The sequence below is a fragment of the Ferruginibacter paludis genome (assembly GCF_030409685.1).
Lineage (GTDB): Bacteria > Bacteroidota > Bacteroidia > Chitinophagales > Chitinophagaceae > Ferruginibacter > Ferruginibacter paludis.
The window spans coordinates 211,301-227,571 of the sequence record NZ_JAUFQJ010000003.1 but is presented as its reverse complement, the minus strand read 5'-3'; the positions used below and the strand labels follow the sequence as shown (position 1 = coordinate 227,571).

General features: G+C 40.2%; 12 protein-coding genes. 10 read left to right on the top strand and 2 right to left on the bottom strand.

The annotated features are described in order from the left end of the window. Positions 1-31: 31 nt before the first annotated feature. Complete coding sequence (gene fabD / locus QWZ08_RS05345; protein WP_290336208.1) at positions 32-922, top strand: ACP S-malonyltransferase; 891 nt, start codon at positions 32-34, stop codon at positions 920-922. A gap of 202 nt (positions 923-1,124) precedes the next feature. Here fabD and mdh read toward each other — a convergent pair whose 3' ends face one another. Next, entirely contained in the window at positions 1,125-2,054 is a 930-nt protein-coding gene (gene mdh / locus QWZ08_RS05340) for a malate dehydrogenase (protein ID WP_290336207.1), read from the bottom strand. Positions 2,055-2,136: 82 nt separating this feature from the next. Then, positions 2,137-2,634 carry a TlpA family protein disulfide reductase gene (locus tag QWZ08_RS05335; protein WP_290336206.1) on the bottom strand — a complete coding sequence of 166 codons (498 nt, stop codon included), beginning with the start codon at positions 2,632-2,634 and terminating at the stop codon, positions 2,137-2,139. 199 nt (positions 2,635-2,833) lie between these two features. On the opposite strand from QWZ08_RS05335, the gene efp reads away from it, so the two are divergent. The 9 genes from efp to QWZ08_RS05290 all read left to right on the top strand — a co-directional run bounded on the left by efp (position 2,834) and on the right by QWZ08_RS05290 (position 16,255). Further along, the gene (efp, locus tag QWZ08_RS05330) at positions 2,834-3,403 is read left to right on the top strand and encodes an elongation factor P (protein WP_290336205.1); all 570 of its coding nucleotides are present in this window, start codon (positions 2,834-2,836) and stop codon (positions 3,401-3,403) included. A gap of 222 nt (positions 3,404-3,625) precedes the next feature. Continuing rightward, entirely contained in the window at positions 3,626-4,114 is a 489-nt protein-coding gene (accB, locus tag QWZ08_RS05325; protein WP_290336204.1) for an acetyl-CoA carboxylase biotin carboxyl carrier protein, read from the top strand. 87 nt (positions 4,115-4,201) lie between these two features. After that, positions 4,202-5,542, top strand: a complete 1,341-nt coding sequence (accC, locus tag QWZ08_RS05320) for an acetyl-CoA carboxylase biotin carboxylase subunit (protein WP_290336203.1) — start codon at positions 4,202-4,204, stop codon at positions 5,540-5,542. A gap of 192 nt (positions 5,543-5,734) precedes the next feature. Further along, entirely contained in the window at positions 5,735-7,753 is a 2,019-nt protein-coding gene (locus QWZ08_RS05315) for a DUF3858 domain-containing protein (protein WP_290336202.1), read from the top strand. Between the two features lie 2 nt (positions 7,754-7,755). Continuing rightward, the gene (locus tag QWZ08_RS05310; protein ID WP_290336201.1) at positions 7,756-9,663 is read left to right on the top strand and encodes a DUF3857 domain-containing protein; all 1,908 of its coding nucleotides are present in this window, start codon (positions 7,756-7,758) and stop codon (positions 9,661-9,663) included. Positions 9,664-9,823: 160 nt separating this feature from the next. Then, positions 9,824-11,203, top strand: a complete 1,380-nt coding sequence (gene glmM, locus QWZ08_RS05305; RefSeq protein WP_290336200.1) for a phosphoglucosamine mutase — start codon at positions 9,824-9,826, stop codon at positions 11,201-11,203. Positions 11,204-11,314: 111 nt separating this feature from the next. Continuing rightward, positions 11,315-12,442 (top strand): cysteine desulfurase family protein, encoded by a 1,128-nt coding sequence (locus QWZ08_RS05300; protein WP_290336199.1) that lies wholly within the window; start codon positions 11,315-11,317, stop codon positions 12,440-12,442. 131 nt (positions 12,443-12,573) lie between these two features. Then, positions 12,574-13,395, top strand: a complete 822-nt coding sequence (locus QWZ08_RS05295) for a hypothetical protein (protein WP_290336198.1) — start codon at positions 12,574-12,576, stop codon at positions 13,393-13,395. An 85-nt stretch (positions 13,396-13,480) separates the two neighbouring features. Continuing rightward, positions 13,481-16,255: a CHAT domain-containing protein gene (locus tag QWZ08_RS05290; protein WP_290336197.1), complete on the top strand. Its 2,775-nt coding sequence runs from the start codon at positions 13,481-13,483 to the stop codon at positions 16,253-16,255. The last annotated feature ends 16 nt before the right edge of the window (positions 16,256-16,271 follow it).

The following is a 16,271-nucleotide window of genomic DNA, read 5'->3' as shown; positions in this document are numbered from 1 at the left end:
TTTTATTTGCAATTTAAATAAAAGATAAAATATGGCACATGCGTATGTATTTCCCGGCCAGGGAAGTCAGTTTAGTGGAATGGGGAAAAATCTGTATGATACCAATCCGATGGCAAAAGAATTATTTGAACAGGCGAACAGTATTGCTGGCTTTCGCATTTCTGATGTAATGTTTACGGGCTCTGATGAAGACCTGAAACAAACCAATGTCACCCAACCAGCCGTTTTTTTACATGCAGTGATTGCATTTAAAACGCTGGCCGATGCCAGGCCTGATATGGTGGCAGGTCATTCCCTGGGCGAGTTTTCTGCTTTGGTAGCCAATGGTGTGCTGAGTTTTGAAGATGCATTTAAACTGGTTTCTATAAGAGCTAAAGCGATGCAGAAAGCATGCGAATTGGTGGCCAGCACCATGGCCGCAGTATTGGCTTTGGCCGATGAAAAAGTGGAAGAAGTATGTGCGGATGTACGTAGAGAAACGGGAGAAATTGTAGTGCCGGCCAATTACAATTGCCTGGGTCAGTTAGTAATAAGCGGATCAGTGCAAGGCATTGAAATAGCCTGCGAAAGAATGAAAGCTGCTGGTGCTAAAAGAGCGCTGGTATTACCGGTTGGAGGTGCCTTTCATTCTCCGTTGATGTTACCGGCGAAAGAAGAGCTGGCGGCAGCGATTGAAGCTGCTACATTCAACAATCCCACTTGCCCGGTTTATCAAAACATTGTGGCCAAAGCTGTGACTGACCCTGCTGAAATAAAAAAGAACTTAATTGAGCAACTCACTGGCGCCGTAAGATGGACGCAAAGCGTGCAGGCTATGATTGCCGATGGAGCAACACATTTTACAGAAGTTGGTCCGGGTAAAGTGTTGCAGGGATTAGTGCTGAAAATTAATAAGGAGATGATTACGGATGGTGTTAGCTAATTGTGGTTATGAAAATAGAGTTGCTTTTTCATCAGCAGTAAGTTTGGCCAGAAAGCTAAGCTCAATAGAGAAAATAGGGTACAAGAGGGCGACGCAACGATGAGCCACATTGCTTCTTAGCCCGGACAATTTTTTTACACACTTAACAGAACCAACAAAGCCTCCCATTCAGGAGGCTTTGTTATATATCAATTTGTGAAGTTTACAATGTCGCCAATACACTGTTCATACTTCTTACAGCGTCTGCACTTTTGTTAAAGGCGGCCTGCTCTTCTTCATTTAATTTATAGTCAATAATTTTTTCCCAGCCGTTTTTGCCAAGAGTAACAGGAACGCCTATGCAAATATCTTGCTGGCCATATTCGCCATCGAGTTTAACGCAGCAGGTAAATAATTTCTTTTCGTCGCGTACTATTGATTTAACCATTGCAGCACAAGCAGCACCTGGTGCATACCAGGCAGATGTGCCTAATAAACCCGTTAAAGTAGCACCGCCAACCATTGTGTCGGCAGCCACTTTTTTAAGCGCAGCTTCATCTAAATAATTACTAACAGGAGCTCCCTGGTATGTAGCCAGCCTGGTTAATGGAATCATGGTGGTATCACCGTGTCCGCCGGCAACAAAGCCCTGCAGGTCATTTGGTGAGCAACCAATTGCAGTAGACAAATAATATTTAAAACGGGCACTGTCCAGAGCACCACCCATACCAATGATCCTGTTTTTCGGTAAGCCGGTAGCTTGTAAAGCCAGGTAAGTCATGGTATCCATTGGGTTGCTTATGATGATGATGATTGCATTGGGCGAATGTTTTAAAATATTCTCTGCAACGCCTTTAACTATCCCTGCGTTGATGCCAATCAGTTCTTCCCTTGTCATGCCGGGTTTACGCGGCAGTCCCGATGTAATTACAGCGATATCGCTGTTGGCGGTTTTTGTATAGTCGTTGGTGCTTCCGGAAATCTTGGTGTCAAAACCCAGCAGCGCAGAAGTTTGCATCATATCGATGGCCTTGCCTTCAGCAATACCTTCTTTAATATCAAGCAAAACCAGTTCTTCACATAGCGCCAAACGGGCAATATTATCTGCGCAGGTTGCACCTACAGCTCCTGCACCAACAACGGTAACTTTCATAATATATATTTTTTTAAGTAGAAAAATAATTTGCGCTGCAAAGGTAGCGCATTACGTCATTGGGTAATAATTGAAAATGAAATTATTTCGCTGCATCCAGGATGGCCGGTACACCAATATTGCCAACAAAGGCTTTGGACAGTTTACCCTGCTGGTCATAAACAAAAATGGAGGGGAAGGTTCTCAGCTGAAAAATGCTTCCCAATGCGAAATTGTCGTCGTGTCCCATTTTAATATTGGGCATAGAGGACACGCCGTAGTCCTGGTAAAATTGCTTTATCATGGGGTAGCTACCGGGAGAAGCCATTAATATCCTGATGTTCTTTAATTCTTCTTTATAGGCCAGCAATTCCTTCATTTCTTTTTGGCAATGCTCGCAGTCGGGGCTGAAAAACATAATTATAAAAGGCTTGTTTTTGTGCAGATCTTTGTTGGAAAAAACAGTGCTATCGGGCAAGGTATAAATAGTGAAGGAAGGAATGGTTTCAAATTTAGGCAGTGCTTTGGCAGAGGAATCAATTTGTGCCAATGCGATAATTGAACAGCCGATAAAGCTTGCAAAGAATATTATTTTTTTCACGCTGAATTTTTTGTGAAGATAATTTGAAAATTGTAAAGCTGCTGTTAAGAGCAAGTCCTGGATATTATCACCATTTTAAAAGAGGAAAATTTGAGCAAAGGTTTAAATTTTAGTTTTACCATTACTATTGCTACTTTTGCAACCCACTGGATAATTGCTGGTGGTGAAATAAACTTAATAAGCAAATAAATAAATCAACATGGCAACAACAGCAGACATGCGCTCAGGCCTGATCATCAAAGTAGATGGTAGTTTGTACACGGTAATAGAATTCGGTCAAAATAAAACTGCCCGGGCAGCCGCGAAGGTTTGGGCTAAATTAAAAGGGGTTGATAACAGCCGTACGATTGAATTGACCTGGAATAGTGGTGAAACTATTTTTCCGGTTAGAGTAGAAAAGAAAACTTACCAGTATTTATATAAAGATGATACCGGGTACAGCTTTATGGATGTGGAAACCTTTGAACAGATTACTGTACCAGAAACAATGGTGGATGCGCCCCGATTTTTGAAAGACGGACAAGAGGTATCAGTATTGATCAATGGTGAAACTGACTTACCAATGGGCGTTGAGTTGCCGGATAAAATAGTTTTATTGGTTACTTACAGCGAACCCGGCATGCGTGGAGACACTGCTACCAAAACGCTTAAACCAGCCACAGTTGAAACAGGCGCCACTGTTAACGTACCTTTATTTGTAAATGAAGGTGAACTGATCAGAATTAATACCAAGACAGGCGAATACGTAGAAAGAGTGAAAGAGGCATAAGCCAGTTATATTTTTATTTTAAAAAGGGCAATTTTACAAAATTGTCCTTTTTTAGTTTTTAATAAAAATGGGTAAAAAAGACAATTTTAGCCCCATTTCTTTACATTTCTAGCCATTTTAGCCTATTTTTTTCTATTTTTTAAATTTTTAATTGGCGGTATTAATAAATCATTACCTACCTTAGCCGCCCGTTCTAATAAAAAACCATTTTAACCTTTCGATATGGACATAAAACAAATCCAGGAGCTGGTTAAGCTCATTAATAAAACCAACATTGGTGAAATTACAATTGAAGAAGAAGGCATCAAAATAACCGTTAAACAAAAAAAAGACCCCGTTCAGCATATTATCGCGGGAGGCCAGTCAGGACAAATCTACTCGAATCCTCCCCAGCAACCAGTCGCTCCACAAATTCCTCCTCCCGCTGCCACCGTTACAACACCACCTGCAGAAGCTCCCAAATCAGATAATTACATTACAATCAAAAGCCCGATGATAGGTACTTTCTACCGTCAGTCAGGTCCGGGTAAGCCCATCTTTGTAAATGTAGGCGATGAAGTAACACAAGGTAAAGTAGTGTGTATTATTGAGGCGATGAAGCTTTTCAACGAAATTGAAAGTGAAGTAAAAGGAAAAATAGTAAAAGTTTTGGTGGAAGATTCCAGCCCTGTTGAGTATGATCAGCCCTTATTTTTGGTAGATCCTAGCTAGGTAAAAATTGAAAATTCGAAACTAAAAACGGATTACCGGTTTTGGATAATTTTTTAATTTTTATTTTTTAATTTTTAATCGAATGTCGTGTTTAAAAAAATATTAATTGCCAACCGCGGAGAAATAGCATTGCGCATAATACGTACCTGCAAGGAAATGGGCATTAAAACCGTAGCCGTTTATTCCACCGCAGATAAAGATAGTTTGCATGTAAAATTTGCAGATGAAGCAGTATGTATAGGTAAGCCCAGCAGCATTGATTCTTACCTCAATATTCCCCATATTATGGCGGCAGCGGAAATAACCAATGCAGATGCAATTCATCCTGGTTATGGCTTTCTGGCAGAGAATGCCAAATTTGCCCAGATATGTACTGATCATGGGATAAAATTTATCGGACCAACACCCGATATGATCAACGCTATGGGCGACAAAATCACCGCCAAAGAAACAATGATAAAAGCGGGTGTGCCTGTAGTGCCCGGCAGCGGCGGCTTACTGGAAAGTGTTGAGCAGGCAAAAAGCCTTGCGAAAAACCAGGTTGGATACCCGGTAATATTAAAGGCTACAGCCGGTGGGGGAGGAAAGGGAATGCGTGTGGTTTGGGAAGAAAGTGAAATGGAGAAAGCCTTTGATAATGCCAAAACAGAAGCAGCCGCATCATTTAAAAATGATGGCATTTACATGGAAAAATTTGTGGAAGAGCCAAGGCATATTGAAATACAGATAGCAGGGGACCAGTTTGGAAATGTATGCCATTTAAGTGAACGGGATTGTTCTATCCAACGCCGCCATCAGAAGCTTGTGGAAGAATCACCCTCGCCATTTATGACCACCGAATTGCGTGAAGCAATGGGCAATGCGGCTATTAAAGCTGCCAGTGCTATTAATTATGAAAGCGTTGGTACCATTGAGTTTTTGGTAGATAAGCACCGCAATTTTTATTTCATGGAAATGAACACCCGTATCCAGGTAGAACATTGTGTTACGGAAGAAGTAGTCAATTATGATTTGATAAAAGAGCAGATAAAAATCGCCGCCGGGCATAAAGTAAGCGGTAAAAATTATTATCCTCAAATGCATGCCATCGAATGCCGGATCAATGCGGAAGATCCATACAACGATTTTCGTCCAAGTCCGGGGAAGATAACCGTATTACACACACCCGGTGGGCATGGCGTAAGGGTAGACAGTCATGTTTATGCAGGCTATGTAATTCCTCCCTACTATGATAGCATGATTGGTAAATTAATCACGGTGGCACAAACCAGGGAAGAAGCAATCGATACAATGCACCGCGCCTTGAGTGAATACATTATTGAAGGAGTAAAAACAACCATTCCCTTTCATCTGCAGCTGATGAAAAACGAAGCCTTTAGAAAAGGTGATTTTAATACAAAATTTATGGAGAGTTTTAAAATGAAATAGATTATTCTTCCTGACTTTTTTACAAACAATGGCTGCCTCTTTAAAGGGGGTAGCCATTGTCTTTTAAGGTCATAATTTTTTTTATATTATCAGGCTGGGGATGAAATTTATTTAAAAATAATACGTTACATTGCTGTCTTTACAAGATTGTCCATTATTTAATTTCGAAACCTATACCCAAACCTGCTCCAAATGAAAAGATGTCCTGTATTACTATTAGCAGTTGTATTGCTATGTTCAAAACTCTACGCCCAGGATAAGCCTGGTATCAAATTCAATCATGTTTTACCCACAGATTTTAATATTGATAATTTAAAAGTAGATACTTCCTACGGGGCGGTCATTATCGCTGACATTGGCAGCAGTTCTTTTGATGGCAATAACAAGGGATGGTTTAGCCTGATATATAAACATCAGCGGCGCATAAAAATCATCAATAAAAAGGGATTCGATTTGGCAAGCGTGGAAATACCACTGTATATTTCCACTAAAACCAATTCAGAAGAAAGATTGGAATCCCTGAAGGCCAGCACGTATAATCTTGAAAACGGAGTAGTGACAGAAACAAAGCTGGATAAGGATGCCGTGTTTAAAGACAAGCAGGATAAAAATCATATTGTCAGGAAGTTTACAATGCCTGCGTTGAAAGAGGGCTCCATCATTGAATATTCCTATACCATCAATTCCGACTTTTTGTTTAACCTGCAGGAGTGGGTTTTCCAGGGAAGCTACCCAAGAGTCTGGAGCGAGTATAATCTTGATTTACCTAATTTTTTTGAGTACGTATTTTTATCGCAAGGCTACAATCCATTTGATATTAAGAAATCTGATACGAGGACTACAACTTATAGCGTGAGGGAACAGGGAGAGGGGATGCGGACTGAAACCTATACAATTCCTGCGACCAATACATCTACCCGCTGGGTTATGAAGAACGTACCTGCCATGAAGGAAGAAAAATTCCTTACTTCTTTGGATAACCATATTTCCAAAATAGAATTTCAGATGTCAGGACAACAATTTCCTAACATGCCTTACCACGATATTATGGGCAACTGGCATACGGTATCCGATGCTTTGTTAAAAGATGAAGATTTTGGAGAAAGGCTTGATAAAGATAATGGTTGGTTAAACGATGATATGAAAGCTATAAAGGCTGGTACCACGGATAACCTGGAGGAAGCAAAAAAAATATATGCCTTTGTAAAAAATTCTTTTAAATGTAACGGTCGTCACGGAATTTATTTAACAACTGGCATGAAGGAAACATTTAAAAATAAAAATGGCTCCGTGGCAGACGTTAATCTGTTATTAACGGCGATGTTGCGGCACGAAGGCATGCAGGCGAATCCTGTTATTTTAAGCACCAGGTCCAATGGCTTTACCAATGAGATTTATCCACTTATTAACCGGTACAATTATGTTATATGCAGATTGGACATTGACGGGAAGCGCTACTTTTTAGATGCCTCCGAACCCTATCTTGGATTTAATAAGTTACCTGAAAACTGCTATAATGGTGCAGCCCGAACAATCAATAAAGAAGTGGAGCCGGTATATTTTTTTGCCGACAGTTTAAGAGAATCAAAATTTACCAATGTAATGCTTTTTAACGATGAAACGAAGGCTGGTAAATGGTCTGGTTCGCTTACAACCATACTTGGCTACTACGAATCAAGCAACATTCGAGACAAGTTTATTGACAATGGAAAAGAGGCTTTTGAGAAGAAATTAAAAGAATCTTACAGTGGTGATTTTTCTATTGATGATATAAAATATGAAGATGAAAAGGATGGAGAAAAGTCCATCCGCATGTCGCATAACATCACAATTGATGGCGATAACAGCAGCAATATCATCTATTTTAACCCGATGCTGAAAGAAGGGTATAAAGAAAATTTCTTTACAGCTGCAGAAAGAAAGTACCCGGTGGAGATGCCTTATAAAATGGATGAAACATATAATTTTCAGATTGAAATACCGAAGGGATACGCGGTAGATGAAATACCTAAATCAGCGAAAGTAAGCCTGAATGATGGTGAGGGTTTCTTTGAATATTTGGTATCAAAAACAGATGAATCGGTGATGCTGCGTTCCAGGGTAAAACTTGAAAAAGCCACTTTTTTACCGGAAGACTACGAAACACTCAGGAATTTTTTCGATTACATCGTAAAAAAGCATGCAGAACAAATTGTATTCAAAAAGAAGTAACCATGAAAAAATATTGTTTAGTATCGCTCTTCAGTACTACTTGCTTTTTATCAGCATTTGCCCAAACTAATTATGATGTAAAGTTAATTCCGGCGGAGTTACTTCCGCACGCCAATGTTGTAAAAAGAATGGAAGAACTAAGGGTGGTGATTAAAAATGCGGGCAAGGCGGTTTTATACAATAAATATGCGGTTACCATATTAAACGCAGCAGGTGAAAATGCAGCTGGATTAACGGAGAATTATGATCAGTTCATTTCGGTGGAAAATATTGCAGGCACACTATTCGATGAAAATGGGAAAAAGATAAAATCCCTCAAAAAGAGTGAAGTGCAGGATTTAAGCGGTTCATCAGAATCTTCTCTTGCAGATGACGCCAGGATTAAGCACCATAATTTTAACTGCCGCATGTATCCCTACACAGTAGAATACCAAACAGAAGTTGAATTAAAAGGTGTTTTTTATTTGCCACATTGGCTCCCAATAGAAGACGAAAACTTTGCAGTGGAAAAAAGTAAACTCATTGTTGAATGTCCGCTGGATTATAACCTCCGTTATAAAGTATTTAATTATAACAAAGAGCCACAAAAAACGCTATTGAAAGAATCACAACAGTATGAGTGGTCTGTTGAAAAATTGCCCGCCATTGAAAGTGAGCGGTATCAGCCGGAGTGGCACGAAATTACGACCGCTGTTTTCCTGGCACCTTCCAATTTTGAAATTCAGCATTACACCGGTAATATGAACGACTGGAAGGAATTTGGTAAGTTTATTTATGCACTTAATATCGGCCGGGATCAATTGCCGGCTAATATAAAACAACAGGTGCATGCACTTACAGATAATGTTAGTTCATCAAAAGAGAAAATTAAAATTTTGTATGAGTACATGCAAAAGAATACCCGTTACATCAGTATTCAATTGGGTATCGGCGGATGGCAAACTTTCGATGCCAGCTATGTTGCATCGAAAGCTTACGGCGATTGCAAAGCACTTAGCAACTATATGTATTCATTGTTGAAAGAAGCTGGTATTAAGTCGTATTATACATTGATAAAAGCAGGTCAAAACCGTACGGCTTTACTGGCTGACTTCCCATCGAACCAGTTCAATCACATTATTGTTTGCGTGCCACAGCCAAAAGATACGGTGTGGCTGGAGTGTACAAGCCAAACCTTACCTATGGGTTATCTCAGTGGTTTTACAAGCAACCGTTATGCCCTGCTGGTAGATGAAAATGGCGGAACCCTGGTTCACACGCCTGATTATAACAAGCTGGAAAATTTGCAGACAAGAAAGATTGCCGCTGATGTCAATGAAGAAGGAAAGCTAACTGCCAGTATTGAAACAAAATACAAGGCCCAGCAGCAGGATGAACTACAGGGAATGCTGGACGCAGTTAATAAAGAAAAGATTGCTGAAATTTTAAAAGAAGAACTCAATCTGCCCTCCTACGATGTTAGCAGCTTTAATTATTCTACACAGAAAGCCGCCTTGCCGGTAGTCACGGAAAAACTTGAATTAACGGCCAATAATTTTGCCAGCATCTCAGGTAAAAGATTATTTATTTCTCCCGACGTTCTAAATAAATCCACCACAAAAATTACACAGGCGGATAAAAGGAAATTTGATATCAAAATACCTTATGCCTTTACAGATGTGGATTCGGTGGAAATAACCATACCTGCAGGGTATACAGCGGAGAGTATACCGGCCAATGTGACCATTGATACAAAATTCGGAACCTATTCTTCTACAATAAAAGTAAACGAACGAAAAGTATCGTATGTAAGAATTATGCAGCGAAACAGCGGCCGTTATCCAGCGACAGACGCGGTGCTCCTTGCCGACTTTTTTTCAAAAATTTACACGTCAGACAGATCTAAACTGGTATTTGTCAAAAAGGATTAAGCAATTTAGTCTTTTACGGAAATTCAGGCAAACGATTGCTATCCTAAAATCAGCTTTTAAAACCGCTGCTGGTTTCACTATTGCCTGGCGGGTGGTTTTTGGGCTTTGGAAGCAGTGCCGTATTTCTTATCTTTGCCGCTCACCTAATATTTGGCAGCAAATGGCATTAATAAAAAGCATTTCAGGTATCCGCGGCACCATCGGGGGCAAAACAAACGACAACCTTACTCCATTGGATGTAGTTAAGTTTACTGCTGCCTATGGCACCTTATTAATGAAGGAAGGGGCAAACAGAAAGATTGTGCTGGGACGTGACGGACGCATCAGTGGCGCCATGGTTAAAAATCTTGTTATCAGTACTTTAAATGCACTTGGATTTGATGTGGTAGATCTTGACTATAGTACAACGCCAACCGTGGAAATGGCCGTGGTATTCGAAAATGCTGCTGGTGGTATCATACTAACTGCAAGCCATAATCCAAAAGAATGGAACGCTTTAAAACTACTCAACAGCAAAGGAGAATTTATCAACGCAGCTGAAGGAACAGAAGTATTGAGAATTGCAGCTGCCGAAGAATTTACTTTTGTACCTGTTGATAAACTCGGCGTAACTACAACCAATGAAGATGCCTTACAAAAGCACATTGATGCTGTTGTAAATTACGATTTGGTAGACGTTGCCGCCATAAAAAAGGCAAAATTTAAAATAGTTATTGATGCTGTAAACAGTACGGGCGCCATTGCAGTACCGGCTTTGTTACGGGCATTGGGTGTTAAAGAAATTGAAGTGCTGAATGCAGAAGTAAACGGCAAATTTGCGCATAATCCTGAACCTTTACCAGAGCATCTTACAGGTTTAAGTGCAGAAGTGGTAAAACAAAATGCCAGCCTTGGTATAGCGGTAGATCCGGATGTTGACCGCCTGTGTTTTGTTTGTGAAGACGGCAGCATGTTTGGTGAAGAATATACATTGGTGGCTGTGGCCGATTATGTACTTAGCAAAAGAAAGGGTAACTCTGTTTCCAATATGTCTTCCACCAAAGCATTGAAGGATGTTACGGTGATGCATGGCGGTGAATATTTTCCGAGCGCAGTCGGCGAGGTAAATGTGGTAAACAAAATGAAGGAAGTGAATGCTGTAATTGGTGGTGAAGGCAACGGGGGAATAATTGTACCTGATCTGCACTATGGCCGGGATGCTTTAATTGGCATCGCTTTGTTTTTAACGCATCTTGCCAACAGCAAAAAAAGTATCAAGCAGTTAAGAAATACTTACCCCGGCTATTTCATCAGCAAGAATAAAATTACATTGTCAACAGGAGTCAATGTGCAATCCATATTTGAAAAAATCAAGGACAAATATAAAAATCAGCCGATCAATGCTGAAGACGGTTTGAAGATAGAATTTGATAACGACTGGGTACATCTTCGTACCAGCAACACGGAACCAATCATCCGCATTTATGCGGAAAGCAATTTTGAAACCACTGCGGATAACATCGCCAAAAGGCTGATGAAAGATATTCATGAAGTGATATAGTGACTGGTCAATTGTGAATGGGTAATCAGTTTTTAGCTCCTTCACTACCTGTTATTTTGCTGATTTTTTCATTATTCACAACTCAAATTTGCCCTTCATCACCCATCTGCTATGACAAGAATTTATTTTGATAATGCTGCAACAACATCGCTTGACCCCGCTGTGTTGGAAACTATGATGCCTTACCTGGTTGAAAAATTTGGTAACCCATCGTCTATTTATTCTTATGGCCGCGAAACAAAGATGGCCATTGAACAAGCGAGAAAATCAGTAGCCAAAATTTTAAATGCCCATCCGGCAGAAATATTTTTTACCAGTGGAGGAACAGAAAGCAGCAATACAGCCATCACCGCAGCCGTGAAAGATTTGGGTTGTACGCATATTATTACTTCAGCCATTGAACACCATGCCACTTTACATACTGTAGAGCATTTAGCTGCCCAACAGCTCGTAAAAGTGAGCCATGTAAAATTGTTCCCTAACGGTCATGTTGACCTGGAACACCTGGGAAAATTACTGGCCACAACTGAAGAAAAAACATTGGTTACTTTGTTGCACGCCAACAATGAAATTGGCAACATGCTTGATATACATGCAGTGGGCAATTTATGTAAATTATACAACGCCGTTTTTCATTGCGATACTGTTCAAACGGTAGGGCATTTTCCTTTTGACCTGCGCAATACACCTGTACATTTTATCACCGGTGCAGCCCATAAATTTCACGGTCCAAAAGGGGCAGGGATATTATATATCAATGAAAATGTGCGGATAAAGCCTATGATACAAGGCGGAGGCCAGGAACGCAATATGCGTGCAGGTACCGAGAATATTTATGGCATAGTAGGTTTTGCCAAAGCCCTGGAACTGGCTACTGCGGCATTTGAAAAAGACAGTGCTTATATAGGGGGTATAAAAAAGTATATGCACGATGCATTAAAAAAGTACGTTGCCGGTGTTGAATTTAATGGGGATGTTTTCGGCAAAAGTTTATATACGCTGCTGAGTGTTAGTTTTCCTAAAACAGAAAAGTCGGAGATGCTGCTTTTTAATATGGATATCCATAACATTTGCGCCAGTGGTGGCAGTGCCTGTACCAGCGGGGTGGAACAGGGTAGCCATGTAATAAGGGCAATCAATAATAACCCCAACCAGGTTACGGTGCGTTTTAGTTTTTGTAAAAACAATACGGAGGCAGAAGTAGATGCAGTAGTGGCAGCGCTTCAGGAAATGCTATAGCTTTAAAATTGTCCGATTGCTTAATTTTGTTAAAATATATCCAGTCACTTTAGAAAGTGAGTTAATTTTTTATTTTTGAATTGCCGGTTACATTTATATAAGCAGCGTTGACCAACCTATAAAACTTTGATATGTCAGTTAAATCCTGGAAATATTTATTTACTGCCAGTTTACTCTTGGTTATCTTTTCATGTAAAAAAGATACGGCGATAACACCTGTTGTACCACCCGGTTTTACACTCAGTTATGGCGACTCAGTTTTTTATCTGAAAGACCAGGCTGAAGATTACATTATCAAACCTACCCAGGCGCTTGCTGGTGAATATGGCGGCTTCCCGGAAGGAATAGAAATTGATCCTGCCACGGGTGCTATCAATGTTTCAAAAAGCGAAACCGGCCTTCGTTACCGCATTACTTTTTTGCCAACTGGCGGTAAAGACACCATCAGTACAATACTGGTAATTTCAGGGATTAATTTTTTAGATGGATTTTATAAACTGACGACGGCTGATTCTGTTTTAAAGCCATTGTACAATGCGGGCAGAGGTGCAGCAATACCGGGTTCAGGCAGCGGTACTTTATTCGATGAAGGATCCAATTGCAACGGTGCAGGATGTACGGTAAACGTTTCAAATGGTACAATAAATCTTGCTCAGACTGTTCGTAATGGGGTATTTGGTTCAACACCTTCCAATAACGACCGCCACGAGTTTCTGATGAACTACCGCATTAACGATAAAAGCGGCAAAGCCCTCAATTCATTAAAAGTAAAGTTATACTACTTCGATTCTATTAATGATGTTACCCAGGAAGTGTATGACATTATTCAGTCAAGAAATGGCACTGTTTTCAGAACCAATCTCTCCAATACTTTAACGTTAAACAGACCTTTTGGTGTGGCCGGAAAGCCCTCAAAGCCTCGGCCTCCCTGTATTTTTATTCTTGCCAGGTAGCACAAAATTTACCAGGAAATCATAGTTCCGGATTGTTTTGTAATTTACCCCGATTTAAAATTACATTGCTTCAAATTTGGTCCGGATGCTTCGTTTCTATTGTCTGCTTTTTATTTTATTACTGGTACTCATTTCTCCGCAAAGCCAGGGTATAAAAGAGATTGCTCCCTACGAACAATTGTACCGCCAGGCTGAAAAATTGTATGCATCACCGGATGCTACCACGACCACAGATAGTACAGCCTTATCAATCTATCAACAGATCGCCAGGACCTTACAGCAAAAAAATGTATACACCCCGGTATTACTCGATTGTTATCTGAAGTCAGGGATTTTAAAAATGTCTGCGAATGATCAGCAACAAGCACTTTCGTTTTTCAATAAAGCCATAACTGTTTTTTTTAAAGGCAATCATCTGCCAGACTCCCTGCTTTTTAAACCCTATTTGTATGCAGGAAGCATTCACTACACACTGAATGATCTCGACAGCGCAAAATATTATTATTCCAAAGCAGAGGCAATCAATGCGACTTATCCAGCAATAGACGAGTCGGAAAGGCTGTTCAATAAATTGGGAGCGTTGTATTATGAAACCGGGGATTACAGGAAGAGTATTCGTTATTTTGAAAAGGCGCTTTCGGTAGTGGAAAATAAAAAAGCAGGCAGTGATTTTTTTATAGTGAACTATAAAAATAACATTGCTACGGCCTGGTTGAAGCTGCATGAATATGGAAAAGCACTTCAAATCTTTAACACTGTATTGCCTTATAAAATAGCGTTGAATGAATTGTACTACAACATGGCAAATGCTTACATGGGCGAACGGGATTATGAAACGGCGCTTCGTTTTTTGCGACAGATTCACCAGATGGATCTTGAAAAATACAACACCATAGCAAAGGTTTTTTTAGAACAAAAGAAATATGACTCCGCTGGCGTTTACATCAACAAAGCCGCTGCAATTTACGCTGGTGCAAAAAGTTATTCTTCAAAAATTAATTACGGAGTTAACCTGACTTATTCAGGTGATTTGAAAGTTGCAGGCGGCAAGCCTCTTGAAGCAATAAACGATTACCAGCTTGCCATACAATACCTGTACCCGTTTTTTAACGATGTCAATATTGCAAACAACCCACTCTCTTTTACCGGTTTACAAAATTTCTCGTTGTTGTTTGATGCGTTGACCGCAAAGGCCAGTGCGTTGAATATGTTGGAAAGCTTGCAACCGGGGCGCCATTATCTGCAATATGCTTTAAATGCTTATACTTCGGCAGCGGCCTTAGCAAAACACATTGAGCGTATTTATTTTTCAGATGATGCCCGGCTGTTTTTAAAGACAAAGGTTAGTCCTGCAACGCAGCAGGCGGTGGCAGTTGCAATCCGTCTCTTCAATCAAACAAGGGATAAGCAATATCTTCAGACAGCTTTTATGTTTGCGGAAAATAATAAGGCTTCAGTTTTGCAGGCCGGACTTCAGCAACAGGAATTGTCATCCATGGCAGGATTACCATCCGGGCTGCTTGCATCTGAAAAAAAATATAAGGCAGAGATTGCTAAACTGGGTATACAATTAAGCCAGGCAAAAGATAGTGTGACATTGCACGCTTTGAAGAAAGAAAACGATGAAGCTGAAATAAATCTTGCTGCAGTCCAGGAAAAGCTGGATCAGGATCCGTTATATCATCAGCTGAAATTTAACAACACTTCTGTTACTACAGAGATGCTAAGGAAAAAAATGGTGTCAAATGATGAGGCCATTCTTTCTTACTATTATACAACTGACAGCCTGCTCTGTTTCTATATAACCGATAAGGAAGCTGGATATTCATCTGCCCCGCTGAAAGAGGATTTTTTTTTAACAGTAGTATCATTGCGGCAACAGCTTCAAACGCCTGCGGCATCCAGCAGACGCTTGCTGAAGCAATACGGGGCGGCGCTTTTTAATGATTTGATTTTACCAGTTGTTGAAAAAATAAAAAACATACGCCACCTTCTTATCATCCCCTATAACGAGATAAGTTACGTGCCTTTCGAAATGCTTTTTAATTCAGCTGATGGTTCTTTGTTGCTTAATAAACATGCTATTTCATATAACTACACAGCAGGGCTTTTGCCAGAAAAAAATAGTCAGCAGTCAATAAATTATCAAGTGCTGGCCATGGCTCCGTTTTCTGAGAAGAACAATGCTTCCCTAATATTGCCGCCACTTCCTTCATCCGGCGAGGAGATAGATGGTCTTCCTGGAGAAGTCTTATCCGGTTCACATGCGACAAAAGCACAGTTTGAAACGATGTCGCAGCAGTATCCTGTAATTCATCTTGCCACACATGCAGTTGTAAATGATACAAATGCTTTGGGATCTTACATAGAATTTTATGGTAAAAAAGGCGATGCCGATACAAGCCACCGTTTATATGAAAGGGAAATTTATAACCTGGATATAAAGGCTGCAAAACTGGTGATTTTAAGTGCCTGTGAAACCGGCAATGGCTTAATGGTAAGCGGCGAAGGTGTAATCAGTTTGTCAAGGGCATTTTCTTACGCCGGTTGCAAGAGCGTGATAACTTCTTTATGGAAGGCGGATGATATAGCAACAGCATTTATTATAAAACGCCTTCACTATTACCTGCAGAAGGGATTAAAAAAAGATGAGGCTTTGCAAAAAGCAAAAATTGATTATTTAAACAGCAGCGAAATCGACACCCGTTTTAAAAGTCCGGCATACTGGGCACACCTGGTGCTGATAGGGGATCAGCAGGAATTGGTAAGCAAGAGTTACAAATGGTATTTTTTTATTGCGGCAATGGCAGTGATGATTTTAGTGGCGATATTTTTTTATAAAAAGACAGGGCAAAAATAATTGCCCTGTCTTTTGG